Source organism: Caballeronia sp. NK8 (assembly GCF_018408855.1).
Lineage (GTDB): Bacteria > Pseudomonadota > Gammaproteobacteria > Burkholderiales > Burkholderiaceae > Caballeronia.
The window spans coordinates 219,133-243,051 of record NZ_AP024324.1 but is presented as its reverse complement, the minus strand read 5'-3'; the positions used below and the strand labels follow the sequence as shown (position 1 = coordinate 243,051).

At 64.3% G+C, this 23,919-nt stretch carries 25 protein-coding genes; 12 read left to right on the top strand and 13 right to left on the bottom strand.

Features of this window, described 5'->3' with window-relative positions:
- Positions 1-22: 22 nt before the first annotated feature.
- The 10 genes from NK8_RS22710 to NK8_RS22665 all read left to right on the top strand — a co-directional run bounded on the left by NK8_RS22710 (position 23) and on the right by NK8_RS22665 (position 8,475).
- Positions 23-1,120, top strand: a complete 1,098-nt coding sequence (locus NK8_RS22710) for a PotD/PotF family extracellular solute-binding protein (protein WP_162068988.1) — start codon at positions 23-25, stop codon at positions 1,118-1,120.
- Positions 1,121-1,161: 41 nt separating this feature from the next.
- A complete protein-coding gene (locus NK8_RS22705) occupies positions 1,162-2,046 on the top strand; it encodes an ABC transporter permease (protein ID WP_225936390.1) in 885 nt (294 codons plus the stop codon).
- Complete coding sequence (locus NK8_RS22700) at positions 2,043-2,885, top strand: ABC transporter permease (protein ID WP_213231257.1); 843 nt, start codon at positions 2,043-2,045, stop codon at positions 2,883-2,885. The genes NK8_RS22705 and NK8_RS22700 overlap by 4 nt, the downstream gene beginning before the upstream one ends.
- 25 nt (positions 2,886-2,910) lie before the next feature.
- Positions 2,911-3,984 (top strand): ABC transporter ATP-binding protein, encoded by a 1,074-nt coding sequence (locus tag NK8_RS22695; protein WP_213231255.1) that lies wholly within the window; start codon positions 2,911-2,913, stop codon positions 3,982-3,984.
- A gap of 37 nt (positions 3,985-4,021) precedes the next feature.
- Complete coding sequence (locus tag NK8_RS22690) at positions 4,022-4,834, top strand: transporter substrate-binding domain-containing protein (RefSeq protein WP_162068984.1); 813 nt, start codon at positions 4,022-4,024, stop codon at positions 4,832-4,834.
- 43 nt (positions 4,835-4,877) lie between these two features.
- Complete coding sequence (locus tag NK8_RS22685; protein WP_213231253.1) at positions 4,878-5,642, top strand: amino acid ABC transporter permease; 765 nt, start codon at positions 4,878-4,880, stop codon at positions 5,640-5,642.
- Positions 5,639-6,295, top strand: a complete 657-nt coding sequence (locus NK8_RS22680) for an amino acid ABC transporter permease (RefSeq protein ID WP_213231251.1) — start codon at positions 5,639-5,641, stop codon at positions 6,293-6,295. The genes NK8_RS22685 and NK8_RS22680 overlap by 4 nt, the downstream gene beginning before the upstream one ends.
- Positions 6,296-6,338: 43 nt before the next feature.
- Complete coding sequence (locus NK8_RS22675) at positions 6,339-7,064, top strand: amino acid ABC transporter ATP-binding protein (protein ID WP_162068981.1); 726 nt, start codon at positions 6,339-6,341, stop codon at positions 7,062-7,064.
- A gap of 80 nt (positions 7,065-7,144) precedes the next feature.
- Positions 7,145-8,044: a LysR substrate-binding domain-containing protein gene (locus NK8_RS22670; protein WP_213231249.1), complete on the top strand. Its 900-nt coding sequence runs from the start codon at positions 7,145-7,147 to the stop codon at positions 8,042-8,044.
- A 47-nt stretch (positions 8,045-8,091) separates the two neighbouring features.
- Positions 8,092-8,475 (top strand): hypothetical protein, encoded by a 384-nt coding sequence (locus tag NK8_RS22665; protein WP_225936389.1) that lies wholly within the window; start codon positions 8,092-8,094, stop codon positions 8,473-8,475.
- Positions 8,476-8,502: 27 nt separating this feature from the next.
- On the opposite strand, the gene NK8_RS22660 is transcribed toward NK8_RS22665, so the two are convergent.
- From NK8_RS22660 to NK8_RS22640, 5 genes are read right to left on the bottom strand one after another with little or no spacing between them, the layout of a single operon-like run.
- Positions 8,503-9,273 (bottom strand): SDR family oxidoreductase, encoded by a 771-nt coding sequence (locus NK8_RS22660; RefSeq protein ID WP_213231247.1) that lies wholly within the window; start codon positions 9,271-9,273, stop codon positions 8,503-8,505.
- A 10-nt stretch (positions 9,274-9,283) separates the two neighbouring features.
- A complete protein-coding gene (locus NK8_RS22655) occupies positions 9,284-11,080 on the bottom strand; it encodes an IlvD/Edd family dehydratase (protein WP_225936388.1) in 1,797 nt (598 codons plus the stop codon).
- Positions 11,081-11,099: 19 nt separating this feature from the next.
- Complete coding sequence (locus NK8_RS22650) at positions 11,100-12,434, bottom strand: aspartate aminotransferase family protein (protein ID WP_213231243.1); 1,335 nt, start codon at positions 12,432-12,434, stop codon at positions 11,100-11,102.
- Positions 12,435-12,485: 51 nt separating this feature from the next.
- Entirely contained in the window at positions 12,486-13,613 is a 1,128-nt protein-coding gene (locus tag NK8_RS22645) for a branched-chain amino acid ABC transporter substrate-binding protein (protein ID WP_213231241.1), read from the bottom strand.
- Between the two features lie 13 nt (positions 13,614-13,626).
- Complete coding sequence (locus NK8_RS22640; RefSeq protein WP_162068975.1) at positions 13,627-14,328, bottom strand: HAD family hydrolase; 702 nt, start codon at positions 14,326-14,328, stop codon at positions 13,627-13,629.
- Between the two features lie 240 nt (positions 14,329-14,568).
- Between NK8_RS22640 and NK8_RS22635 the strand changes: the two genes are divergently transcribed.
- Positions 14,569-15,327 (top strand): TetR/AcrR family transcriptional regulator, encoded by a 759-nt coding sequence (locus NK8_RS22635; RefSeq protein WP_213231239.1) that lies wholly within the window; start codon positions 14,569-14,571, stop codon positions 15,325-15,327.
- A 9-nt stretch (positions 15,328-15,336) separates the two neighbouring features.
- Here the strand turns inward: NK8_RS22635 and NK8_RS22630 are convergent, their stop codons facing one another.
- Positions 15,337-16,653, bottom strand: coding sequence for an L-fuconate dehydratase (locus NK8_RS22630; protein ID WP_213231237.1), 1,317 nt, complete (start codon positions 16,651-16,653; stop codon positions 15,337-15,339).
- A gap of 94 nt (positions 16,654-16,747) precedes the next feature.
- Here NK8_RS22630 and NK8_RS22625 point away from each other — a divergent pair, with 94 nt between their 5' ends.
- Entirely contained in the window at positions 16,748-17,758 is a 1,011-nt protein-coding gene (locus tag NK8_RS22625) for a LysR family transcriptional regulator (RefSeq protein WP_213231236.1), read from the top strand.
- On the opposite strand, the gene NK8_RS22620 is transcribed toward NK8_RS22625, so the two are convergent.
- The 7 genes from NK8_RS22620 to NK8_RS22590 all read right to left on the bottom strand — a co-directional run bounded on the left by NK8_RS22620 (position 17,719) and on the right by NK8_RS22590 (position 23,912).
- The gene (locus NK8_RS22620; protein ID WP_213231235.1) at positions 17,719-18,477 is read right to left on the bottom strand and encodes a hypothetical protein; all 759 of its coding nucleotides are present in this window, start codon (positions 18,475-18,477) and stop codon (positions 17,719-17,721) included. The two genes, NK8_RS22625 and NK8_RS22620, sit on opposite strands and share 40 nt — an antisense overlap.
- Positions 18,478-18,715: 238 nt before the next feature.
- Positions 18,716-18,916, bottom strand: coding sequence for a hypothetical protein (locus NK8_RS22615; RefSeq protein ID WP_162068970.1), 201 nt, complete (start codon positions 18,914-18,916; stop codon positions 18,716-18,718).
- 255 nt (positions 18,917-19,171) lie between these two features.
- Positions 19,172-20,548, bottom strand: a complete 1,377-nt coding sequence (locus NK8_RS22610; RefSeq protein WP_213231234.1) for an MmgE/PrpD family protein — start codon at positions 20,546-20,548, stop codon at positions 19,172-19,174.
- Positions 20,545-21,426: a polysaccharide deacetylase gene (locus tag NK8_RS22605; RefSeq protein ID WP_213231233.1), complete on the bottom strand. Its 882-nt coding sequence runs from the start codon at positions 21,424-21,426 to the stop codon at positions 20,545-20,547. The genes NK8_RS22610 and NK8_RS22605 overlap by 4 nt, the downstream gene beginning before the upstream one ends.
- Complete coding sequence (locus tag NK8_RS22600; RefSeq protein ID WP_213231232.1) at positions 21,423-22,277, bottom strand: polysaccharide deacetylase; 855 nt, start codon at positions 22,275-22,277, stop codon at positions 21,423-21,425. The genes NK8_RS22605 and NK8_RS22600 overlap by 4 nt, the downstream gene beginning before the upstream one ends.
- Positions 22,264-23,100: an ABC transporter substrate-binding protein gene (locus tag NK8_RS22595; protein WP_213231231.1), complete on the bottom strand. Its 837-nt coding sequence runs from the start codon at positions 23,098-23,100 to the stop codon at positions 22,264-22,266. The genes NK8_RS22600 and NK8_RS22595 overlap by 14 nt, the downstream gene beginning before the upstream one ends.
- A gap of 47 nt (positions 23,101-23,147) precedes the next feature.
- Positions 23,148-23,912: an amino acid ABC transporter ATP-binding protein gene (locus tag NK8_RS22590; RefSeq protein WP_225936387.1), complete on the bottom strand. Its 765-nt coding sequence runs from the start codon at positions 23,910-23,912 to the stop codon at positions 23,148-23,150.
- Positions 23,913-23,919 lie beyond the last annotated feature (7 nt).

Below are 23,919 nucleotides of genomic sequence, written 5' to 3'. Positions count from 1 at the left end.
CCGTTTTCGCGAGGAGTGAGCCATGCAAGACATCAAACGAGGCAGAAGGCAGGCCATCAAGACCATCGGCGCGGCGCTCGCCGCATCGAGCCTGCCGATGCCGTTCATCAGCACGGCGAAGGCGCAGGAAAAGAGCTTTGCCGGCAAGACGCTGCGCCTCTTGACGTGGTCCGACGACACCGGCGCGGCGGCATTGCGCAACATCGCCGCGACCTTTAGTCAAAAGACCGGCGCGCAGGTCGTCGCGGACCGCGCCGACGGCACCTCCGGCATGGTGGCGAAAGTGAAGGCGGCCGGCGACAGGCCGACCTACGACGTGATCACGCTCGCGGGCGTGGGCGCTTCGGGCCTCGCGGACGCCGGCCTTCTCATGAAGCCCGATCTGAACAAGCTGCCGAACCTGAAGGACGTCGGCGCGCAGTACCGTACCGGCGCCAATGGTTTCGGGATCGGTTATCTGCTGTGGTCGGACGGCCTCTTCTACAGCACGGCCTCGGTCAAGACGGCGCCGTCGAGCTACGAGGCGCTCTGGGATCCGAAGTATGCAGGCCGGATCTTCCTGCCGCCGCCGGAGTGGGCTGAAGCGGTCGATCTCGCGATCATCGCCGCCAAGATGGCCGGAGGCTCGCAGCAGAACATCGAACCGGGCTTCAAGAAGCTCGCGCAACTGAAGGACCGCGTGCTCACGCTCGGCGAGAACCCGAACCAGGTCGCCGATCTGTTTCGCACCGGATCGCTGGATATCGGCGGCATCTATTCGCCGGCGTTCTTCCCCAATCAATTGCGCAAGCCCGAGTACAAGATGGCCGTCACGTATGGCATGAAGGAAGGCTTCGCGACACAACTGATGTTCACGGTCATCCCGAAGGCGCATCCGGGCGATATCGACCTGATCCACGCGTTCATCAACCATTCTCTCGACGCCGGCGTGCAAGGCCGCATGGCCGCCGACGTGCTGAACGGTCCGGTGAACTCGAAGGCCGTGATTCCCGCCGAAAGCCGCGCGTTCGTGCCGTCTGCCCAACAGATCGCCGAGAGCGCCGTGTTGCACGACGACAAGGCGCTGGCGGCGGTGCAGCCGGCCTGGATCAAGCGCTACACGGAAATCTTCTCGGCCTGACATCCATGTCCGCACTTCTTTTCCGTCGCAGGACAGGCGCAATGGCAGACGAAGCCGTCGGGCAGCCGGCGGCTCCCGCGTTGCCCAGGGTGCCGCCCTGGGTGCTGCTCGCGCCGATCCTGGCGTTTCTCGCCGTGCTCATCGCGGCTTCGCTCGCGGTGCTGCGCATGAGCGTCGGCGTGTCGGGGAACGAGTGGCATGCGTTCACGCTGCGCAACTACGCGGACCTCGCCGATTCGTACTTTCTGCGTTCGCTCTGGCTCACGCTGAAGCTCGCGTTCCAAAGCATGATCTGCGCGGTGCTGCTCGCGATTCCTGTCGCGCTTGCCATGGCGCGCACGGAGTCGCGGCTCGCGCGCCGGCTGCTCCTTGCAGGCGTGCTCCTGCCGCTGCTCGTCAACCTGCTGCTGCAGGGCTACGGCTGGCTCGTGATGCTGGGACCGGCGGGCATGCTCAATCATGCGTTGCTTGCCGCCGGTCTCGTGCAGCGCCCGCTGCAGTGGCTCTACCGCGAGAACGGCGTGCTGCTCGGCCTGATCCAGACCGCGTTTCCGCTCGCCGTGCTGCCGCTCGCGAGCGCGATGCGCGCCATCTCGCGCTCCTACGAGGAAGCGGCCGCGACGCTCGGCGCGAGCCGCGGGCAGACGTTGCGCCACATCGTGCTGCCGCTCGCGATGCCCGGCCTCGTGTCCGGCGCCCTGCTGGTCTTCGCTTACAACGCGAGCGCGTTCGCCGTGCCACTGCTGCTCGGCGGGCGGCGCGTGCCCATGCTCGCCGTGCTGGTGCACGACCAAGTCGCGCCGCTCCTGAACTGGCCGGCGGCGTCGGCATCCGGCGTGGTGCTGATGGTGGCGACGCTCGTCGTCATGTCGGTCTCGCAACGGCTCGTGCGCGGCATGCAACGCACGAAGGGGTCTTGCTCATGAGTACCCTGCGCCTCTCCGCGATCATGCCGGGACGGCTGAGCCGCGCGACCAGCCTGCTCGCGACCATCGTGCTGTTTCTCGCGGCATTGCCGATCCTGACGATGATCACGATGTCGTTCGGCACGTCGGACACGCTTGAATTCCCGCCGCAGAGCTTCGGACTGCGCTGGTATCACGCCGCGTGGCACACGTTCCTGTCGCCCGACGCCAGCGATGTGCTCTCGATGGGCACCGCCCTGACGACGAGCTTCATCGTCGCGATCTCGACGATGCTGCTCGCCACCGCGGTCTCGGTGCCGGCCGCCTACGCGCTTTCACGCTACCGCTTTCGCGGCAAGGCCGTGATCGAACAGCTCGTCGCGCTGCCGCTCGTCTATCCGCTCGTGATGCTCGGGCTCTCGCTGCTGCTCGTGTTCAACGTGCTGCCCGTCGAGCTCGGCATCTTCCGGCTCATCATCGCGCACGTGATTCTCGCCTTGCCGTTCACGGTGAAGAACTGCGCCGCGTCGGTCGCCTCGATCGGCCCCGAGTTCGAGGAAGCCGCGTGCCTGATGGGCGCGAGCCCGCGCCGCGCGATCGTCGATGTAGTTCTGCCGCTCATGCGGCCAGGCATTCTGGCCGGCATGCTGTTCGCCTTCATCATCTCGTTCAACGAATTCACGGTGACGTTCTTTCTGTACGGCATCGATACGATGACGCTGCCGATCTGGCTGTACAGCCGCACCGTGTCCTCGCTCGATCCGACCGTGTTCTCGTTCGCGGTCGTGATCGTGCTCATCGATTTCGCGTTGATCTGGCTGCTCGAAAAACTGGTCGGCGACGCTGGCGTCGCGCTGTGAAGTCGCGCTATGAAAGGGAACCCTCATGACTCATCTGACACTTCAGGCGGTGACGAAGCGCTTTCACACCGCATATGCAGTCGACCACGTCGATCTCGCCGTGCCCGACGGCAAGCTCGTGTGCTTTCTCGGACCCTCCGGCTGCGGGAAGACGACGCTGTTGCGGATCATCGCGGGACTCGAAACGGCGACGTCCGGAACCGTCGCATTTGCCGGGCGCGATCTGACGCACGTGCCGGCGAACCAGCGCGATTTCGGCATGGTGTTCCAGTCGCTCGCGCTCTTTCCTCACATGACGGTGGCGCAGAACATCGCCTATCCGCTGCGGCTGCGCCGCGTCGCGAAGGACGCGCAGGCGTCGCGGGTCGCCGAGCTGCTCGAACTGATCCAGTTGCCGCACATGGCGGACCGGCCGATCTCGCGGCTCTCGGGCGGGCAGCGCCAGCGCGTGGCCATCGCGCGCGCGATCGCGTCGTCGCCGAAGCTGCTGCTGCTCGACGAACCGCTCTCCGCGCTCGACGCGAAGCTGCGCGAAGCGATGCAGGTCGAAATCCGCCTGCTGCAGCAACGCCTCGGCATCACGACGATCATGGTGACGCATGACCAGCGCGAAGCCATGACGATGGCCGACGAAATCGTCGTGATGGAAAAAGGACGCATCGCGCAGGTCGGCAAGCCGCTCGACATCTATCGCAATCCCGTCAGCGAGTTCGTCGCCGATTTCATCGGTCTCGGCAACATCCTGCCCGTCACGCTCGACGGCACGGATCGCATCGCGCTACCGGGCGGCCAGCAGATCGTCGTCGACGACGCGCTGCGCGCAGGCGGCGCGACCGGTGATGTCCGCTTGTTGATTCGCCCCGAGGATGTATCGATGCGCTCGGTCATGGCCAATCCGGGACCGAATGTGCTGGCCGGCAAAGTGGCGTTCATCCGCGATGTCGGCTCGTCGCTCGAAGCCACCATCGATTGCGCCGGCTTCACGCTCACCGCCGCCACGACCCCGCGCGAAACACCGGACCTGCGGGTTGGCATGCCCATCTTCGCGGAGTTGCCTCCGCATGCCTGCAAGCTCATCGCGGCACGTACCGCGCACTGATTCACGCCGACCAAAACACAGTCACAGGAGACACCCCATGAACACGACGACTTCCGTGCAGCGCTTCCTCAAGCGCGCGTCCGCCACCCTCGCCCTCTCCGGCGTCGTGGGCCTTTGCGCATTCGTGCCGCTCGCGCAGGCCGATGCGCTCGACTCCATCAGCAAATCCGGCGTCGTGCGGATCGGCGTGTTCGAGGACTATCCGCCGTTCGGCTCGATCGGGCCGGACATGAAGCCGCAAGGCTATGACATCGACGTTTCCAGCCTCATCGGCAAGACGCTCAACGCGAAGGTTGAACTGATTCAGGTCACGGGCGACAACCGCATGGCGTACCTCGTCGACCATAAGGCCGACATGCTGCTTTCGGTCGGCAAGACGCCGGAGCGCGAAAAGGTCATCGACTTCTCGCAGGCGTATGCGCCGTACAACCTCGCCGTATTCGGTCCGAAAACGCTGGCTGTGAAGAACGCGGGCGATCTGGCCGGCAAGAGCATCGCGGTTGCGCGCGGCACGCTCGAAGATCTGAGCGTGAGCAAGGTCGCGCCGCCGTCCGCGACCATCAAGCGCTTCGACGACCCGAATGGCGCGATTTCCGCGTTTCTGGCCGGGCAGACGCAATTGCTCGTGGTCGGCAACGACGTGGGCGCGACCATCATCGCCCGTCACCCCTCGAACGATCCCGAGCAAAAATTTTCGCTGTTCAGTTCGCCTGATCATGTCGGTCTGAACAAGAACGAACCGCGCCTCAAGCAGAAGGTGGACGAAGCCATCGCAGCCGCGAAGAAGGACGGCACGATGAACGCCATTTCCCAGAAGTGGCTGCGCGCACCGCTGCCGGCCGATCTGTGATGCGCTGCGCCTTTTCGTCCATTCGCGCGCCGGGGATACCTCGATGAGCTACACGTTCGATTTCAGCGACTTCGGTCTCTACGCGGACGTGCTCGCGCATGGTGTCGCGGTCACGCTGGGTCTCACCGCCGTATCGACGGTCCTGGGCGGTCTGGTCGGTATCGGCGGAGCGTGCATCGCCGTGACGGGATCGAAGCCGGTTCGCGCCGTGGTGGCCTCGTATGTCGAGCTCATTCGCAACACGCCGTTTCTCGTGCAGCTGTTCTTCGTGTTCTTCGGGCTGCCGAGCCTCGGCGTGCACATCGGCGAAATGGAAGCCGCCGTGCTCGCAATGACGGTGAACCTCGGCGCGTATGCGATAGAAATCGTCCGGGCGGGCATCGACTCGATTCCGCGCGGACAGGTCCAGGCCGCGATGGCGCTCGGCTTGCGCGGCCCGCACGTGTTTCGCCACGTGGTGCTGCCGCAGGCGATTGCCAACGTATTTCCGGCGTTGCTCGGCCAGGTCCTGATCGTGATGCTCGGCTCCGCGGTCGTGTCGCAGATCTCGGTGGCGGATCTGACCCATGCCGCCAGTTTCATTCAGTCGCGCAACTTCCGTTCGTTCGAATGCTACGTGATCGTCACCGCGATCTATCTGCTGCTGTCGATCGTGCTGCGCCTCTTGATCAACCGGGTCGGCCGGCGGCTGTTCGCAGGGCGGGCAGCCCGCGGCGTCACGATTGCGCCTCGACGCGGCTTGCGCGGTCTCTTTTCCATGCGTGCAGCCCTGGCCGGTCGCGGCCTTCCGAAGGAGCGTTCACGATGATCGAGTTCACGCTGTGGGATATCGCGCGCAATCTGATGCTCGCCGCGCGCTGGACGCTGTTGCTTTCGGTGATCGCGTTCGTCGGCGGCGGCCTGACGGGGCTGGTGCTGCTCGCCATGCGCGTGTCGCCGTTGCCGTGGCTGCGCAGGTTCGTGGTGCTGTATGTCGAAGTGTTCCAGGGCACGCCGCTCCTGATGCAGCTCTTCCTCGGCTTCTTCGGCCTGCCGCTGCTGGGTGTCGAAGTGTCGCCGTGGGCTGCGGCGACGGTCACGCTCACGCTCTATACCGGCGCCTATCTCTCCGACATCTGGCGCGGCTGTGTCGAAGCGGTGCCGCGCGGTCAATGGAGCGCGGCGGCGAGCCTCGGCATGACATGGACGCAGCAGTTGCGTTATGTCGTGTGGCCGCAGGCATGGAAGATCGCCGTGCCGCCCACCGTCGGCTTTCTCGTGCAGGTCGTGAAGAGCACCGCGCTCACGTCGATCATCGGGCTCACGGAGCTGACCAAGACCGGCACCATGATCACGAACGCAGTGTTTCGCCCTTTCCCGATCTACGCCCTCGTCGCGTTGCTGTACTTCGCGATGTGCTTTCCGCTGACCTGGTATGCGCGCGCGCTCGAACGCCGGTATCGGGTCGGCAGACATCGTTGAAATTCGACACGGTGTCCAACGTCCTTTCAAAACGGGTTCGCGCATGATTTCCATCGGTAACGTGTCGAAGTGGTACGGCCAGTTTCAGGTTCTGACCGACTGCACCACCACGGTCAGCAAAGGCGAAGTGGTCGTGGTCTGCGGGCCTTCCGGGTCTGGCAAATCGACCCTCATCAAGACGGTCAACGGACTCGAGCCGTTTCAGAGCGGGAACATCACGATCAACGGCGAGTCGGTCCATGACAAGCGCACCAATCTGTCGAAGCTGCGCTCGAAGGTCGGGATGGTGTTTCAGCATTTCGAGCTGTTTCCGCATATGTCGATCACGGAGAACCTCACGCTTGCGCAGACGAAAGTGCTGGGCCGCTCGAAAGACGAAGCGTCCGACAAGGCGCTGCGCCTGCTTCAGCGAGTCGGCCTGCGCGCGCACGCGGACAAGTACCCCGCGCAGCTGTCCGGCGGCCAGCAGCAGCGCGTGGCGATCGCGCGGGCGTTATCGATGGACCCGGTCGCGATGCTCTTCGACGAACCGACTTCCGCGCTCGATCCGGAGATGATCAACGAAGTGCTGGACGTGATGGTCGAGTTGGCGCAGGAGGGCATGACGATGATGTGCGTCACGCACGAAATGGGCTTCGCCAGAAAGGTCGCGCACCGGGTGATCTTCATGGACCACGGGCGCATCGTCGAAGACGACGACAAGGACGCGTTCTTTGCCCATCCACGCTCCGAGCGTGCGAGGGAATTTCTGGGCAAGATACTTCATTGATAGCGTGTCGCCGTCGCGGCGCGTCGGGCTTGCTACACTACCTGCGCAGCACACGATTCCCCTGACCGGAGACACGCCCCATGCGACGACTTCCTCCGCTCAATGCATTGCAGATCTTCGAAACAGTCGCGCGGCACCGCAGTTTCACGCGCGCGGCTGAACATCTGTGCCTCACGCAAGGGGCAATCAGCAGGCAGATTCTCGCGCTCGAAGAGTACTTCGGATTTCCTCTTTTCATACGGGGCGCACGGGGACTGACGTTGACCGCCGAAGGCGATGTGCTGCTGCCCGTCGTCAGAGAGGGGTTCGCGCGTATCGAGGAGGTGTCGCTGCGTCTCACGCGCCAGCGCACCGATCTCGCGCTGAAAGTCCCGACCTGCGTGATGCGCTGGATGCTGCCGAGGATCATGCGTTTTCAGGGCGAGCATCCCGAACTGCAACTGCAGATCACTACAACTTGGCAGCACGACGTCGACTTTCAGGTGGAATCGTTCGATGCGGCGATCATCTATGGATCGTCGCCGGGTGCGGACGTGCACGCCGTGCCGCTCTTCGACGAGCAGCTCACGCCCGTGTGCTCACCCGATCTGCTCAATGAAAGGCCGCTCGCCGCCACGGCGGATCTTGCGCATCATGCCCTGCTGCATCCGACGCGGGATCATCGCGACTGGAAGCTCTGGCTCGACCGCGCGGGTGCGAACGAGATCGATGCGACGCTCGGCCCGACCTTCGAAACGCTCGATATGGCGACCAATGCCGCCATGCAGGGTTTCGGGGTTGCGATCAGCGACCGCACGCTGGTCAGCGAAGACGTCGCCGCCCGACGGCTTGTCATGCCGTTCGACACCGTGCTGGAGACGGGGTCACGCTACTACTTCGTCTATCCGGATTGCGTCGCGAATCAGCCGAAGGTCAAGCTCTTCAGCGAATGGATCACGCGCAACCGGGACCCTGTTTCGGCTGCCGCACAGGTCCGATAAGGCCAGTGAAAGCGATTTCGTTCAATTGCCGAAAGGAGCGTCGTCCCGTGAAGAACCGCCTTCTGTGCATACTGCCCTTCATGTGGGCCAGCGCGGCCTGGGCCGCCGCCCCTGTCTGCTTCCCGGTCGGCACGAACATGACGCTTCGCGGCACGCCCGTGCAGGACGTCATGGAAACCGACAGCGGCGCGCAACAAGCCGTCTGGATGCTGGCGATGGACCCGCCGCTGTGCGTGATCGACAAGCGTTTTTCTCAGGACGCGCAGGGCCGGGTCCTGGTCCCCCGTGTATTGATCATCGGGCCACCGCTTCCGCCGGGCGTGACGCTCTCGGTCACCGGCATGCTGATGCGACGCAGCGCGCCGCCCTACTACATGGCCCCGACGTCCGCCTGGGTCGTCCCGCCGACGATGGTCCCGCCGCGCCAATAGCCGTCGCCCAGCCGCCTCCGCATCCGGTCAGCCTCTGCCGACGAACGGCATTTTGGTCGCCATGACCGTATGGAACAGCACGTTTGCGTCGAGCGGCAGACTGGCCATATAGGCGACCGAACGCCCGACTATCTCCACGTCGATCAGCGGTTCGGCGGCGAGTTCGCCGTTCGCCTGCGGCACGCCCTGCGCCATCGCCGAGGCAAGCGCGCTGTGGGCGTTGCCGACATCGATCTGACCGACTGCAATGTCCAGCGCGCGGCCGTCGAGCGATGCGCAGCGCGTGAGTCCCGCGACGGCATGCTTGGTCGCGGTATAGGCCATCGAATTGGGACGCGGCGCCCATGCGGACAGCGAACCGTTGTTGATGATGCGGCCGCCGCGCGGCGTCTGTGCCGACATGATCCGGAACGCGCTCTGCAGGCAGAAGAACATGCCGTTTAGATTCACGTCGACGACGCCGCGCCATTGCGCGGGCGTCCACGTGTCGAAAGGCCCCGGCGGATTGCCGACGCCCGCGTTGTTGAACAGCAGGTCGAGCCGGCCGAATCGCGCGACGACCGCATCGAACGACGCGGCCACCGCCCGCGCATCCGACACGTCGCACGGGAGCGCGAGTGCGCGGCCCGCAAACTCGCGGGCATGTGCAATCTCCACGAGTGGCTCGCGGCGCCTGCCGAGCAGCGCGATCGACCAGCCGTTGCGAAGCAGTTCGAGCGCCGCCGCACGGCCGATGCCCGAGCCCGCTCCTGTCACGATGCCTACGCGCGCCGCTTGCGCGTCGTCCTGTCGAATCATGCGCTCTCCATCAATGGTTGTCGCGCGCCTCGCCGCGCGTCTTGACGATGTTCAGAAACAGTGTCGCCGGTTCGAGGCACGCGCCGTCGCCGTGCTGTCCGACCATGCTTCGATAGATGGCCTGCCACGGCGTCTGGTCCGCGAGTTCGGGCGGCGTCCACGCGGCGCGCCGCGCGGCGAGTTCATCGGCGCACACGAGCAGATCGACACGCCGCGCGTTGAGATCGATACGCAGGCGATCGCCGGTCTTCAGCAACGCGAGCCCGCCTCCCACCACCGCTTCCGGCGACACGTTCAGGATCGACGGACTGCCCGACGTTCCGCTCTGACGGCCGTCGCCCATGGTCGGCAGCGTGTCGACGCCGCGCCGGATCAGCGCGGCGGGCGGCTGCATGTTGACCACTTCGGCGCCGCCCGGATAACCGACCGGACCGCAGTTGCGCATGACCAGGATCGAATGTTCGTCGATATCGAGCGCAGGATCGTCGATGCGCGCGTGATAGTCCTCCGGGCCTTCGAAGACGACCGCTTTCACTTCGAATGCATCCGCGTCGGCGGCGTTCGACAGAAAGCGCTCCCGAAAGCGCGCGTCGATCACGCTGACTTTCATCACGGCGTTGTCGAACAGATTGCCGCTCAGAACGACGTGGCCGCCCGCTGCCTTGAGCGGCGCATCGAAAGCGCGAATCACCTCGCGGTCGGGCTCGGCGACGCCGGCGAGATTCTCGGCGAGCGTGCTTCCCGTCACGGTCAACGCATCGCGATGAAGCCGGCCCGCACGGAGCAATTCGCGCATCACGCCAGGCACGCCGCCCGCACGGTGGAACGCCTCGCCCAGAAAGCGCCCGGCCGGCTGGCAATCGACCAGCAGCGGAATCTGCGCGCCCACGCGCTGCCAGTCGTCGAGCGTATGGCGCACGCCGATGTGACGCGCGATCGCGATCAGATGAATCGGGCAATTCGACGACGCGCCGATCGCGGCCGCGACCACGACCGCATTCTCGAACGCCTCGTGCGTCATGATGTCCGACGGCCGCAGGTTCTCCGCGATCATCGACACGATCCGCCTGCCCGTCTCGTAGGCGAACCAGCCGCGCTCGCGGTAGGGCGCGGGCACGGACGCGCAACCGGGCAGCGACATGCCGAGCGCCTCGGCGAGGGCGTTCATCGAAAGCGCGGTGCCCATGGAATTGCAGTGTCCGGCGGATGGCGCGGACGACGCCACTTTCTCCATGAACGCGTCGTAGTCGATCTGGCCGGTCGCGAGTTCCTTGCGCGCCTCCCACACGACCGTGCCCGACCCCGCCAGCTTGCCGCGATACCAGCCGTCGAGCATCGGTCCGCCCGACAGCACGATCGACGGAATGTTGACCGTCGCCGCCGCCATCAGGCAGGCGGGCGTGGTCTTGTCGCAACCAGTGGTGAGCACGACACCGTCGAGCGGATAACCGTGCAGTACTTCGACAAGGCCGAGATACGCGAGATTGCGGTCGAGCGCGGCGGTCGGACGCTTGCCGGTTTCCTGGATCGGATGCACGGGGAACTCGAGCGGAATGCCGCCCGCGTCGCGAATGCCGTCGCGTACGCGCTTCGCCAGTTCGAGATGATGCCGGTTGCACGGCGCGAGATCCGAGCCGGTCTGCGCAATGCCGACGATCGGCTTGCCCGACTGCAACTCCTCACGCGTGATGCCGAAGTTCATGTAGCGCTCGAGATAGAGCGCGGTCATGCCGGGATTCGAGGGGTCGTCGAACCAGCGGCGGCTGCGCAGGCGCTTCGGTCCGGCAGGTGACTGAGCAGGGATCAACGGAGTCTCCATGAATGATCTATCGCGCGCGCAACAGCGCTTCATGACGATCGATGAACGACGCCACCGCTTGCGCGAAACGTTCGAGATCGCCTTCGTCATGCGCCAGCGTCAGCACGATGAAACCGCGCCGCGCGACATAGCAGCCGCGCTCCAGCATGTGGAAGAAGAACAGGTCCTTGAGCAGCGACTCGCCTTCGATGAAGTCCTCCACCGAATGGATCGGATGCACGCCCGCATGCAGGTTCATCAGCGATCCGATACCGGTGAATTGCATCGCCACGCCGCGTTCGCGACACAGTCCGTTCAGTCGCGCGCGCAGCCGCTCGCCCTTTTCGCTGAGCGCGGCGGCAGCGCCCGGCGTATAGAGCCGCGACAGACCCGCGTGCCCCGCCGCCATCGACAGCACGTTGTTGTTGAAGGTGCCCGCGTGCGGCGTCGCGCCGGGTCTGCGCGGATCGAATTGCGCCATCACGTCCGCCCGCCCGCCGAACGCGCCGAACGACATGCCGCCGCCGATGTACTTGCCGAAGGTCGTGAGGTCGGGCCGGATTCCGAGCAGCGCCTGCCGTCCGCCGCCCGACAGCCGCGAGGTCACGACTTCGTCGAAGATCAGCAGCGCGCCGTGACGCTGCGTGAGATCGCGCAGGCCTGCGAGAAAATCCGGTTCGCCGACGATGCATCCGCCCGCGACCTGCATCGGTTCGACAATGACGGCGGCGATTTCATCGCCATGCGCGGCGAAGATCCGTTGCGCGCCGGGAAGATCGTTGTAGGACGCGACGATGAACTCGTGCGGCACGTTCACGGGACTGTTGCCGTTGCCGAAGGTCAGCACGCCGCCGTGATATCCGCCGGTGAACGCGACGACTTTCCTGCGCCCCGTAAAGATGAGCGATGCCGCGATGGCCATCAGGTTCGACTCGGTTCCCGAATTGGTGAAGCGCAAGGACTCGACCGACTCGAAGCGTTCGCGCAACAGGCGCGCGAGCGGCACTTCCAGCGTGTTGTGACCCGTCAGGTTCAGGCCGTTGTCGAGCGCCTCGACGATCGCCGCGCGTATCACGGGGTGGCTGTGGCCGTACATCGCCGTCGTGTATTCGGCGAGGAAATCCGTGTAGGCGTGGCCGTCCAGATCCCACAGGCGCTTGCCTTCGCCGCGTGCGATCGTCAGCGGAAACGGCGCATAGAACAGCACCGAGCGCGTGTTGCCGCCAGGCATGACAGCGAGCGCGTCGAGATGGGCGGCGGCGCTCTTCGGATTCGCCTCGGCGAAGATGCCGGCGGCGCGCTCCGCGGCTCGGCCGAGTCCTTCCATGTCGAGTTGCGGAGATACTGCGTTTTCAGTGGACATACGCTTCCTGGATGGTTCGAGGTTGGTTCATGATCGGCATCCTTCCCGCGGTCAGTCGACCGGTACGATCGATCCGCCCGCCGACCAGTACACCGTCATTGGCGCCTTGATCCATTCGCCGCGCTGATCGAACCGGACCTGACCGAACAGCGTATTGAAGGTGGTCTGATGCAGCGTCTTGTCGAGCGCTTCGGGAGAGAGCGATTGCGCCGACGAGATTGCGTCGCCGATCATCATCGTCGCTGCATAGAACGACGGTCCCTTCTGATCCGGATTCACGCCATACGCCGCCTTGAAGCGTGTCTCGAAACGCTTGCCTTCCGGCAATGCGCCGAGCGGCGTGCCGCCCTGCGGACAGTACATCTTCTTGTCGAGCGCACCGTCGGCCAGGCGCGGGAATTCGCCGACGCACAAGCCGTCGCCGCCCATCAATACGCCGTTGACCGCGAGATCGCGCATCTGCCGGGCCAGATAGGCGGCCTGGCCGTAGTAGCCGCCGTAGAAGATGCCGTCCGGTTTTGCCGGCTTGATCTTCGACAGCACGGCCTTGAAGTCCACCGTGTGATCGGTCGAGTACTCGCGCGTCACGATATCGATGCCGAGTTTCTTCGCCGTGGCGACGAACACATCCGCGACGCCCGAACCATAAGCGGTGCGGTCGTCGATCACCGCGACGCGCTTCAGATGCAGCGTATTGAGCGCGTAATCCGCCATCTTCGCGCCGAGCACGTTGTCGTCCGTGGTGAGGCGAAACACGTACGGGTAGCCCGGCTCGGTCAGCGCCGGGTTCGACGCCGCGGGCGTGATCATGATTACCTTGGCGTCGTTGTAGATCTTCGATGCGGGAATCGTCACGCCTGAATTCCAGTGACCGATGACGGCGATCACGCCGCTGTCCACGAGCTTCTGCGCGGCCGTCACGCCGGCTTTCGGATCCGACTGGTCGTCCACCGAGATCAGTTCGAACCTGAGCGGCTGAGCGCCGAGCGTCATGCGCCTCGCGTTCAGGTCGTCGACCGCCAGTCTCGCGCCGCGTTCATTGTCCTTGCCGCTCGCCGCCTGCGAGCCGGTCAGCGGACCCGCCACGCCGATCTTCACGAGTGTGTCCGCACGCACGGCCGGAGCCGCACACGCGATGCTCATACATAGAACGAAAGTCTTGATTGCCGGGATACGCATGTTCGTGCTCCTGTTACCGTTCGATGAGCCGTTCCAGTAAGCCGCGCACCGGTTCGAGCGTGGCGAATTCATGGTCCGGACGCGCCTGCCAGTCGCCCAGACGCTCGTTGCCGCGATTGATCCACGCGACCCGGATGCCGAGCGGCTTCGCGCCGTCGATGTCCGCCCAGGTGCCGATCGAGCAATGGAAGATCTCGTCGGCATTCAGGCCGAGCGTCGCGAGCCCGGTCTTGAAGATCGTTTCCGAGGGCTTGTAGGCCCGCGCCATTTCAGCCGTCGTCACGTGCGGGAAGTAGCTCACGAGGCGGCTGCGGCGCCACAGGTCCGTGTCCATGTTGGTGATGGGCATCAGCGTGAAGTGTTCACGGGCCCAGTCGAGGAAAGCCACGGCGTCGTCGAAGGGCGGCGAAGACTCCACGAGATGCGTGAGCAGCAACTCGGTCAGCGCCGCCATATCCCGGCCGTCGGTGCATCCTTGCGCGAGCGCTTCCAGACAGCCCGTGAGCGCATGCTGCGCCACCACGCGATAACGCATATAGGCGTGGCTTCGGTAGGTCTGGACCGCGCGCATGTCCCAGTCGAGGTAGACATCGGCGGCGGATTTCGCCGGAGCGAGGGAGAGATGCTGCAGCACGGCTTCGATGCCGCGTATGCCTCCCGTGGTCACGTCGACGAGCGTGCCGAAGTAGTCGAAAGTAAGCGCCCTGGGTTTCATGAACCGATCCTTTGCGTAGTATGACTAATCAAAATGAATGCCGCGCCGCTTGCTCGAGCGGCGTTCTGTTCAGCCAAAGCGGCGCGCCCGCGACGTCCGTGCTGCCGATTTGCATTTACTGTACGCCGTACAATTAAATCGCGCAAGCGAGCAGATTGCCGGGTTTTCCCGCACGTGTCGCGTGCGGGCACCGATTGCAGTAGAGTGACGCTCGGTCGAACTGAAACTCGGGAAGTTACGTTGAGCAAAAAGGAAGAGGCAGCGCCGCCCGCGCCAGAAAAGAAGCGACGGGGCCGCTCCGCGCGCGATCAGGGGCTCTCGCGGGAACGTGTCGTCGAAGCGGCGCTCGCACTGATCGACGCCAAGGGTTACACGTCGTTCAGCCTGCGCGATGTCGCGCGCGAGCTCGGCGTCTATCCGACCGCCATTTACTGGTACGTCGCGAGCCGCGACGAATTGCTCGTCGAAGTCATCACGCGCGCGCTCGGCGACCTCGTTCCCCCAACGCTTCCGCCGGGGCGCTGGCGCGAGTGGCTAAAAGAATTGTTCCATCGCTACCGTTCGGCAGTCGCGCGGCATCCGAACGTCGCGCCGCTGCTCGGGTCGCAGATCATTTCGAACGCCAGTATGAATCCGGTGATGGTCGAGGCGGTACTTCAGACGTTGTTGTCGGCGGGCTTCAAATCCGAGGAACTGATTCACGTCTACAACACCGTGATCACCGCCATGGTCGGATTCGTCACGCTCGAATTCGCCAGCCACGGCGCCGATGAGCGCGACGAATGGGAGAGCAGGCTGCGCACACGTTTCGAAGAGCTTGAACGTGATGCGTTTCCACTGTTGACGGCGAACATGACGCGCATGTCCAACCAGGCGTTCATCGTGCGATGGAAGGGAGGAACCAATCGCGCACTCGAGCGAAGCTTCGATCGATATATCGACGTCGTGCTGGATGGACTGCAGAAGCAATTGGAGCGTGATGGCGAGGCTGAGAGATAGCGCCGCGCCCTAGGATGCTTCGATGTCCGACCAGACGGGCCCGTCCGGATACTGAAAGCGCGCAAGCGTGTCGCGCTTCATCTCGACGCTGTAGCCGGGCCGGCTGGGCGGCATATAGCGGCCCTGGCGAATCGTCACGGGGTCGAGGAAGTGTTCGTGCAGATGATCGACATACTCGAGCACGCGATTCTCGAGCGACCCGCCCACGGCGATGTAGTCGAACAGCGAAATATGCTGCGTGTACTCGCAAAGGCCCACGCCTCCGCCGTGAGGGCACACCGGGATGCCGAACTTCGCCGCCATCAGCAGGACGATCAAGACCTCGTTGAGACCGCCGAGACGTGCCGCATCGACCTGGCAGAAATCGAATGCGCGCGCCTGGAACATCTGCTTGAACATCACGCGATTGTGGCAGTGCTCGCCGGTCGCGACGCCTATCGGCGCGATCCGCTCGCGGATGCGCGCATGGCCGAGAATATCGTCGGGGCTCGTCGGCTCCTCGATCCACAAGGGCTCGAAGACAGCCAGCCGGCGCATCGCCTCGATCGACTGATCGACGCTCCAGACCTGATTGGCGTCCATCATCAGCGCGCGCTCCCAGCCGATCTCCTCGCGCAGGATCTGCGCGCGCCGCATGTCTTCGTCGATGTCGGCGCCGATCTTCTGCTTGACGTGGGTCCAGCCCGCAGCGACGGCTTCGCGGGCGAGCCGGCGCATCTTCTCCTCGGAGTAGCCGAGCCAGCCTGGCGCGGTCGTATAGCCGGGAAAGCCGTGCTCCAGCATCTCGGCCTCGCGGCACGCCTTGCCGGATGCTTGTCTGCGCAGCAGCGCGATCGCTTCCTCCGGCGTCAGCACGTCGGTGACATAGCTGAAGTCGAGGCATTGCACGAGCGCTTCGGGCGTCATGTCGACGAGCAGCTTCCAGATCGGCTTACCCGCCGATTTGGCCCACAGGTCCCACACCGCATTGACAATGGCCGCCGTGGCGAGGTGGATCACGCCCTTCTCCGGCCCGAGCCAGCGCAACTGGCTATCGGCGGACGTGATCCGCTTCCAGAAGCCGCCCATGTCGGCGGTGATCTCTTCGAGTGTGAGGCCCGAGACGAGCCCGGACAGCGATTCGACGGCCTTCACGCAAATCTCGTTGCCACGTCCGATCGTGAACGTCAGGCCGTGCCCTTCCATGCCGTCGGGTGAATCCGTGTGCAGAACCACGTAGGTCGCCGAGTAATCGGGCGCGGCGTTCATCGCGTCGGAGCCGTCGAGAGACTTCGACGTGGGAAACCGGATGTCGCGGACTTCGATTTGGGTGATTCGCGTGTTCATGTGTGTCGTGGCTCGCTTGAAGTGAACTGGACTGTACATGTCCGTGCGATATATGAATAATTGTCGATCCGTATCTATCGATACCAGAATTCATATGTCTTCCGACCTCCCCGACCCGGCGGCCGTCGTCGCGCCGACACATGCGCCGCTGAAGATTTCCAGTCGCCAGATCGCCCTGATCAATGCGCTGGCCGAGTACCGCAACCTTCGCAAGGCGGCGGCAGCGATGCACACCACGCAGCCCGCGGCGAGCCTGCTTCTGCAGCAACTCGAAGAGCGCATCGGCGTACCGTTGTTCACGCGTCTGCCGCGCGGCATGGAGCCGACTGCGTTCGGCGAAGTGCTCATTCGTTTCGCGCAGGGCGTAGTCCACGAGTTCAGCCATGCCGAATCGGAAATCAGGGAACTGGCGGCAGGCGCGGCGGGGCTCGCGCGCATCGGGACGGTGGTCGGGCCGGTGCCCTCGCTCATCACGCGCAGCCTGCTGGCGTTCAAGGCGGATAACCCGCGGGTGCGGATTTCCGTCGATGTGGGCACCAGCGACATGCTGTTGCCGTCGCTGATCCGTGGGGATCTGGATGTGGTGATCGGCCGTCTGCCCGACCGGAGCAGTCATCCGGAAGTCGAGGTGGAACTGTTCGGCACGCCCGAGCACATGCGCGTGATCGGCAGGCCGCAGCATCCCGCCACCCGGATCGACAAACTGGCGCTAAAGGATCTCGTGACGCTGACCTGGATTCTCCATCCCGTCGGAAGCCCGATGCGCCTGCGCGTGGAGAACATCCTGGCGCTCGCCGGCATGACCGACACGCTCGACGTCATCGAGACCTCCAACCTGCTTGCCACGACCGCGATGATCGAAGCTTCGGACATGATCTCGGTGGTGCCCGAGGACGTGGCGCAGTACTACGCCCGTTACGCGATGGTGGCCGTGTTGCCGGTGGAGTTGCCCCTGCCGATGGTGAACCTTGGGCTGTTGACGCTGCGCGGACGGGCTTTATCGGCGGCAGTGACGCGGTTGATCCAGCACCTGCGCGAACAGGGCGGATGCAGCGCGTCTGCTCGCTATCTGTCAGCCGAACTCGGCGATCCGCCCGGACCGTAGGGGTCCGGATTGCCGAATCTGGGAAGCGAACCGTTCAACCGCGCCTTGCGAAGTTCGTCTTGCACATCCTGCCGGGATTTTGGCGGCGGTGTCGCTGGCAAGGGCGGCGAAACGTCGACCGGAAGCGGCCGGCTCTGGATCGCAGGCTGAGCCGTCGCATCCTCCGGCAACGCCCGCAGTGCTGAGTTCGCCATCGCAGGCTGCACAGGTAGCATTGCGTCACGATTCGGGCTTTCCGCATGATCGATCTCCGCTTCATGATGCCCGGAGGAGACAGTATTGTCGTGTGCGCTTCCCGCGCGTTCATTGCTCTGCGGCGCTGCATGCTTGCGCTCGGCAGGCCGTCGCGGCTGCTGCGTGATCGCGCGCTCCGGCCTCCCTCTTTCGACATTCGAAGCCTGCGAGCTCGCCTCTCGCGGACTCGAATCCAGTTCATCGGCAGCATCCGGACCACCGACGCTCGACGTCATTTCGGCCGTGACCGGCTTATCGGCGTCGATATCCTCCCGTTCGTCCGTAACAGCGCGTACCGGATGGACATTCGTCGTGGGCGACAAGGAACCAACGGTGCCCGTCACCACTGATGACTGTTGCCGGGATGACCATACCGGTTCGATCGCATGCTGCTCATGGTGCTGGAACAATGCGAATAAGCCGAGGATTGATACCCCGACAATCCAAAAGCCCATGACGACGATACGATCGTAATTTCCAAGCATCAGAATGCTCCCCGCTGATTCGCGCGCCCACGGCTTCGGCTGAGCCGCCGACCTCTCATTGCGCATACGGAGCACAGCGACAGTGAGATTCAAGTGGTTACAGATTCTTTCACTCGAAGCCCGCTACGACATGTCGTTACCGCGTCAACAGGTAGGGATTTGCAAACTCGACCGCGTGGATGAGCGTATCGTCGTGAGGTATGACGAAACGGTCTCACGCGCGATCGTTATCGATTCACTAATCGGGCGATCGCGTATGCCCGACCTCCGAGCAGATGAGACAGATTTCCAATCCGTTCTTGTCGAAGGCCATCTTCACCTTGCTTGCGATGGCAATCCCCGCGCCCGCAATCAATGCCAGCGCTATCAGTCCCATAAGTAGTCGATCCCGCCCTATCGCATGAATCGCCTTCCAAAGCGAATTAACGATCCTGCTCATTGTGTTGCTCCTGATTCATGCAGAGCCGTTGACCTGAGATGTCGTTCGCCCCACACCCGCAAAGCGACCAATCCACGCAAGCGCATAGAGGCGTGGTCGCATTAAATTTAAGGCATATTGTGACATAAATTCAAGCAATTCTCCGAAGCAGGCCGACGGTGCGACAATCGGCCCTTGCTAGCCAGAGCCGCCCATCCGCTGTGTGACGGGCCTTCAGGAGCGCGCCCCTTAGCCTGACGGTAGATCCAGTGGCCACTACCTGATTTCGCTCTCGTACGACCCAGCGTGTCCCACGAGCAGACGTTCGAGCACGTTCGCGTCCGTCCATTCTTCGACGCTCAGCACAGCATGTGCCAGCGAACCGGTTGCATCGTGTCCGATCACATCGGCCGCGAGGCTCCGGTACTTCGTCAGCAGTTGCGTATCGTCCAGTGGACGGCGCGGGTCGCCCAGCGGAATCGTCGCCCGAAGCGAGCGCACCGTGCCGTCGACGTACGTGACCGTGACTTCGGGCTCGTCGAGATCGGCCAGCGATGCATCCGGCTCGAGCACGATGCGCTGCATCATCGACGCGACGCGCTCGTCCCCGCGCGCGCGTCCGGTGAACGCCTCGATGCCCGCATGGCCGAACACGAGTACAGCGGCGAGCGCATAGGGCATGCTCATTTGCGCCGATGCCAGATTGACCGGCGCGCGGTCGCCGCACATCCCGTGCACGAATTCGCTGAGCTTCACGCGCACATGCGCGACCGTTCCACCCTTCTTCAGTTCGATGAGCGCATCCAGCGCCGAATGAATGCTGCGGCAGCACGCATGCGGCTTGATCGAGCAGCGCATGATCTTCCAGTTCGCGCCGAGTTCCGCGACGAGCGCTTCGGGGCTCGCCGAATCGGGCGCGAACGTGCGCAGGAAGCCGCCCCACACGTCCTCGAAAACGCGGCTCGCGCCGCTCATACCCTGCGCCGCGAGCAACGCCGCCGTGAGGCCGCCTTCCGCCGCGCGTCCGGAATGCAGGCGCTTGGTCTGCGACCCGTCGTGGATGAAGCCCCAGAGTCCTCCCGCGAAGCTCGCCGCATGCCCGAGCGCCGCGCCGATGCCGCGCGCATCGAGACCGAGCACGCGCGCGCTCGCGGCGGCGGCGCCGAATACGCCGCAGGTCATCGTCGAATGCCAGCCGCGTCCGTTGTGCGCCGGGTAGCCGCCGCACGCTTCGAGCACACGCCGCGCGATGTCGTAGCCGAGCACGATCGCGTGCAGCAACTCCCGGCCGGATACGGGCCGCTCGACACGGTTCAGCGCCGCAAACACCGCCGGCACGACGACCGCGCCCGAGTGATCGCAACCGCCGGAATCGTCGAGTTCGAGCGCATGCGCCGCGATGCCGTTGATGAACGCGGCATCGCGTGCATGCGTGCGTCGCGATGTGCCCCAAACGATGGCGTCGCCGGTCGAGTCCATCACCGAGCGCGCAACGCGCGCCGGCTCGGTGCGCGCGCCGGCGAGCGCTGCGCCGAGCGTATCGAGCAGATGCCGTTTTGCCTTCTCGACGACCTCAGGCGGCAGATCATCGAACGACGAGTCCGCGATGAAGTTCGCAAGCCGTTCCGACAGAAAGTGCTCTCGCTTGTTCATACGATGGTGTTCCTGTGACGCTCGAAGATCTCGACCGGATGTCCTGCCTCGTTGGCATCGCATCGCTCGCGCCACCACGACGCGGCCTGCGCGCCGGTCGCGAACCAGACATCGCCGCGTGCGCGCATCGTCGCGAGCAGGGACCGCAATACGCCGATGCGCCCCGCCGTGCCGATGATCTCCGGATGCAACCGCATCACGAAGCACAGGCCGAAGCGATGAAATGCCTCGAAGTCGCGCGTCCAGTTGTCGAGCACTTCGCGATACGACGCGATGCGCGACTGACCGACCGGCACCGGCGGCGCGAGATTGAACGCGAAGTAAGGCTCGTCTTCGAGTTCCACGTGCAGCGGCAATTCGATCAACGGCGCATCGTGTTGGTAGTAAGGCAGGTCGTCGCCGTGCCACGCCGAGGTCCATGCGATGCCGCGCGCGTTCAAATGCGCGGCGAAGCCCGTCGCCCAGTTGCCGGTGAACGGACGAAAGCCCACTGGAGCACGCCCGAGCGCTTCGGCGAGCGCCGCGTACCCGCGATCGAACGCATGCTTCTGCTGCGCGAGATCGAGCGCGTCGAAGTCCTCGCAGGCATCGCCGCTTATCCCCATTTCGTGACCAGCCGCGTCGATAAGCCCGACGAGATCGCGATGCGTTCGCACGACCTGTCCAGGCACCAACCAGCTCGAAGGCACATCGTATTCAGCGAGTGTATCGAGCAGGCGATGCACGCCGCGCTTCGCGCCATAGCGCCACACGGACAAGGATTTCTCGCGGCCCTCGATAGCCGGCGTCTGCGTGCGAATGCCAAGATCGTCGTTGAAATCGACGGTGAGAATCACGGCCGAGCGCGCGCCGCCGGGCCATTTCACAGCGTTTCTCATGCGCCCGCCTGTCCGCTCGACATCCACCAATCGGCGACTTCGCTGCCGGTCGCGAACCATGCGTCGCCCGCCGCGAGCATGTGATCGATCAAGCCCTCGATGAGCGCGATGCGCCCGGGCTTGCCCGACACCTTCGGATGAAACAGCGTGGTCATGCAGAGCCCCTCTTCATGCGAGCCGTCGAACTCGCGGCGCCAGTTGTCGAGCGTCGTCTCGTAGCTCGCGATACGATCGAGGCCCGCGGGAAAGTCCGGCCTGCGCTGATAAGCGAGCGATGCATAGTCGTCCAGTTCCCAGCGCGCGGGAATCTCGATCAGACCGCTCTTCGCATCGAGCACGTAGGGACGATCGTCGCCGCGCATCGAGCTGGAATAGCGCACGCCGAACTCCGCGAGAATGCCGGCGGTCGCAGCAGTCCAGTCGCCCGATGGCGTGCGAAAGCCTACCGGACGCACGCCGAGATGACGCTCGAACAGATGTGTCGATATCTCCATGACCTCGCGCTGACGCTCCGGCGTGAGCGTCCAGAACGCCTCGTGCCGGTAGCCGTGATACGCGACTTCATGACCGCCGCGCACGATCTCGCGGCATTGCGACGGCCAGTTCTCCATCACCCACGCGGGTATGAAGAACGTCGCGCGCACGCCGCGTTCGCCGAGCACATCGAGAATCCTGCCGAGCGCGCGCCACGGCCCATAGGCGCCCAGCGTGAAGTACGCGGGATTGCGCCAGATCGAGCCGTCGAGCATCGCGCCGCCGGTCGGGCCGTCGAGATCGAACGCGAGCGCGACACACGAGCGCTTGCCATTGGGCCAGCGCGGCGTCGCGGATCGTGGATCAGTTGCTTGCATTGATCAGCGCCTTTTGAACGCCATGGTCCTGCAAGCCCCACTTGGCGAGTATCTTTTGATAGGTGCCGTCGGCGATCAGCTGATCGAAGGCCTTCGTCACGGCGTCGTTGACGGCCGCGTTGTCCTTCGCCATGCCGACGCCCATGTATTGCGACATGAACGGCGCGCCGATCGTCACGTAGGCGTTCTGATCGATCCGGTTCTGATACGGCATGGTCTCGCCGCCCTGCACGGCTGCGTCGAGCCGTCCCTGACGCAGTTGCATGCGCGCATCCGACGAGCCATCGGTGCCGACGACCGTGACCGGCTTCTTGCCCGTCTTCACGCAATGCTCATCGCTCCACGCCTTGATGTTCGTAGGAAACGAGGTGCGCCGGCTCGAACCGATCGTCTTGCCGCACAGCGTATCCATGTTGGGGAAATCGCCCGCGCGCGTTTTCAGCGCATAGAACTGCGGGCCGCTCTTCAGATAGTCGAGAAAGTTCACCGACGCGCGCCGCTCGGGAATATCCGTCATGCCCGACAAAATGATATCGACGCGCTTTGTGGCGAGCGCGCTCAGCATCTGATCGAAGCTCGTTTCCTGCCATACCATCTTCACGCCCATCTTCGCGGCGAGCGCTTCGCCGAGATCGATGTCGAAGCCGGTCAGCTTGTCGGTTTCCGGGTCCTTGAACTCGAACGGCGGATAGTTCGGCACCACGGCGGCGACGATTTCCTTCTTGCCTGGCGCGGACGTCTGCGCGCTGGCCGCATCGACATGCAGCAGCGCGGCGGCGCACACCAATGCACAGAGGCTTTGCAAACGAAGAATGGCTTTCATGAAACGCTCGCTCCGGAATCGATTGATTGAATAAGCTTCAGACGTTCTCAGGCCAGCACGGCGGAAATGAAATCTCGCGTGCGGGCATGGCGCGGTTCGGACAGCACCTGCTCCGGCGGTCCGGCCTCGACGATTTGCCCCTGGTCCATGAACACGACGCGATTCGCCACTTCGCGCGCGAAGCCCAGTTCGTGGGTGACGATGATCATCGTCATGCCGCTTCGAGCGAGGCCGCGCATCACGGCGAGCACTTCACCGACCAGTTCGGGATCGAGCGCGGACGTGGGTTCATCGAACAGCAGCAGTTGCGGATGCATCGCGAGCGCGCGTGCGATGGCCACGCGCTGCTGCTGGCCGCCCGACAACTCCACGGGAAACGCATCGCACTTGTGGCCGAGTCCCACGCGTTCGAGCAGCGCGCGCGCTTCCTTCACGGCTTCCACGCGCGGCCGCTTCAGCACATGCACCGGGCCTTCGATCACGTTCTCCAGCGCCGTCATGTGCGGGAAAAGATTGAAGCGCTGGAAGACCATCGCGGTCGCGAGACGCTGCCGCGCGACCTCCTTCTCCGAGAGTTCATGCAGTTTATGTCCCGCCTGCCGATAGCCGAGCAATTCGCCCTTCACCCATAGCGATCCTTCGCTGACCGTTTCGAGCTGGTTGATGCAGCGCAGGAACGTGCTCTTGCCCGAGCCGGAAGGCCCGATGATGCACAGCACTTCGCCCTCGGCGACATCGAGCGTGATGCCCTTCAGCGCCTGGAACTCGCCGAACGATTTGCGCACATCCGCTGCGCGTACGATTGGATTCATGCGTGTC

Coding starts and splice junctions, on each gene's coding strand:
- NK8_RS22660 (WP_213231247.1), bottom strand. CDS start 9,273: ATGATTCGACAGGACGACGCGCAAGCGGCGCGCGTAGGCATCGTGACA.
- NK8_RS22620 (WP_213231235.1), bottom strand. CDS start 18,477: ATGCTTGGAAATTACGATCGTATCGTCGTCATGGGCTTTTGGATTGTC.
- NK8_RS22625 (WP_213231236.1), top strand. CDS start 16,748: ATGTCTTCCGACCTCCCCGACCCGGCGGCCGTCGTCGCGCCGACACAT.
- NK8_RS22710 (WP_162068988.1), top strand. CDS start 23: ATGCAAGACATCAAACGAGGCAGAAGGCAGGCCATCAAGACCATCGGC.
- NK8_RS22670 (WP_213231249.1), top strand. CDS start 7,145: ATGCGACGACTTCCTCCGCTCAATGCATTGCAGATCTTCGAAACAGTC.
- NK8_RS22640 (WP_162068975.1), bottom strand. CDS start 14,328: ATGAAACCCAGGGCGCTTACTTTCGACTACTTCGGCACGCTCGTCGAC.
- NK8_RS22605 (WP_213231233.1), bottom strand. CDS start 21,426: ATGAGAAACGCTGTGAAATGGCCCGGCGGCGCGCGCTCGGCCGTGATT.
- NK8_RS22600 (WP_213231232.1), bottom strand. CDS start 22,277: ATGCAAGCAACTGATCCACGATCCGCGACGCCGCGCTGGCCCAATGGC.
- NK8_RS22650 (WP_213231243.1), bottom strand. CDS start 12,434: ATGTCCACTGAAAACGCAGTATCTCCGCAACTCGACATGGAAGGACTC.
- NK8_RS22645 (WP_213231241.1), bottom strand. CDS start 13,613: ATGCGTATCCCGGCAATCAAGACTTTCGTTCTATGTATGAGCATCGCG.
- NK8_RS22680 (WP_213231251.1), top strand. CDS start 5,639: ATGATCGAGTTCACGCTGTGGGATATCGCGCGCAATCTGATGCTCGCC.
- NK8_RS22705 (WP_225936390.1), top strand. CDS start 1,162: ATGGCAGACGAAGCCGTCGGGCAGCCGGCGGCTCCCGCGTTGCCCAGG.
- NK8_RS22690 (WP_162068984.1), top strand. CDS start 4,022: ATGAACACGACGACTTCCGTGCAGCGCTTCCTCAAGCGCGCGTCCGCC.
- NK8_RS22700 (WP_213231257.1), top strand. CDS start 2,043: ATGAGTACCCTGCGCCTCTCCGCGATCATGCCGGGACGGCTGAGCCGC.
- NK8_RS22610 (WP_213231234.1), bottom strand. CDS start 20,548: ATGAACAAGCGAGAGCACTTTCTGTCGGAACGGCTTGCGAACTTCATC.
- NK8_RS22630 (WP_213231237.1), bottom strand. CDS start 16,653: ATGAACACGCGAATCACCCAAATCGAAGTCCGCGACATCCGGTTTCCC.
- NK8_RS22695 (WP_213231255.1), top strand. CDS start 2,911: ATGACTCATCTGACACTTCAGGCGGTGACGAAGCGCTTTCACACCGCA.
- NK8_RS22590 (WP_225936387.1), bottom strand. CDS start 23,912: ATGAATCCAATCGTACGCGCAGCGGATGTGCGCAAATCGTTCGGCGAG.
- NK8_RS22675 (WP_162068981.1), top strand. CDS start 6,339: ATGATTTCCATCGGTAACGTGTCGAAGTGGTACGGCCAGTTTCAGGTT.
- NK8_RS22615 (WP_162068970.1), bottom strand. CDS start 18,916: ATGAGCAGGATCGTTAATTCGCTTTGGAAGGCGATTCATGCGATAGGG.
- NK8_RS22595 (WP_213231231.1), bottom strand. CDS start 23,100: ATGAAAGCCATTCTTCGTTTGCAAAGCCTCTGTGCATTGGTGTGCGCC.
- NK8_RS22685 (WP_213231253.1), top strand. CDS start 4,878: ATGAGCTACACGTTCGATTTCAGCGACTTCGGTCTCTACGCGGACGTG.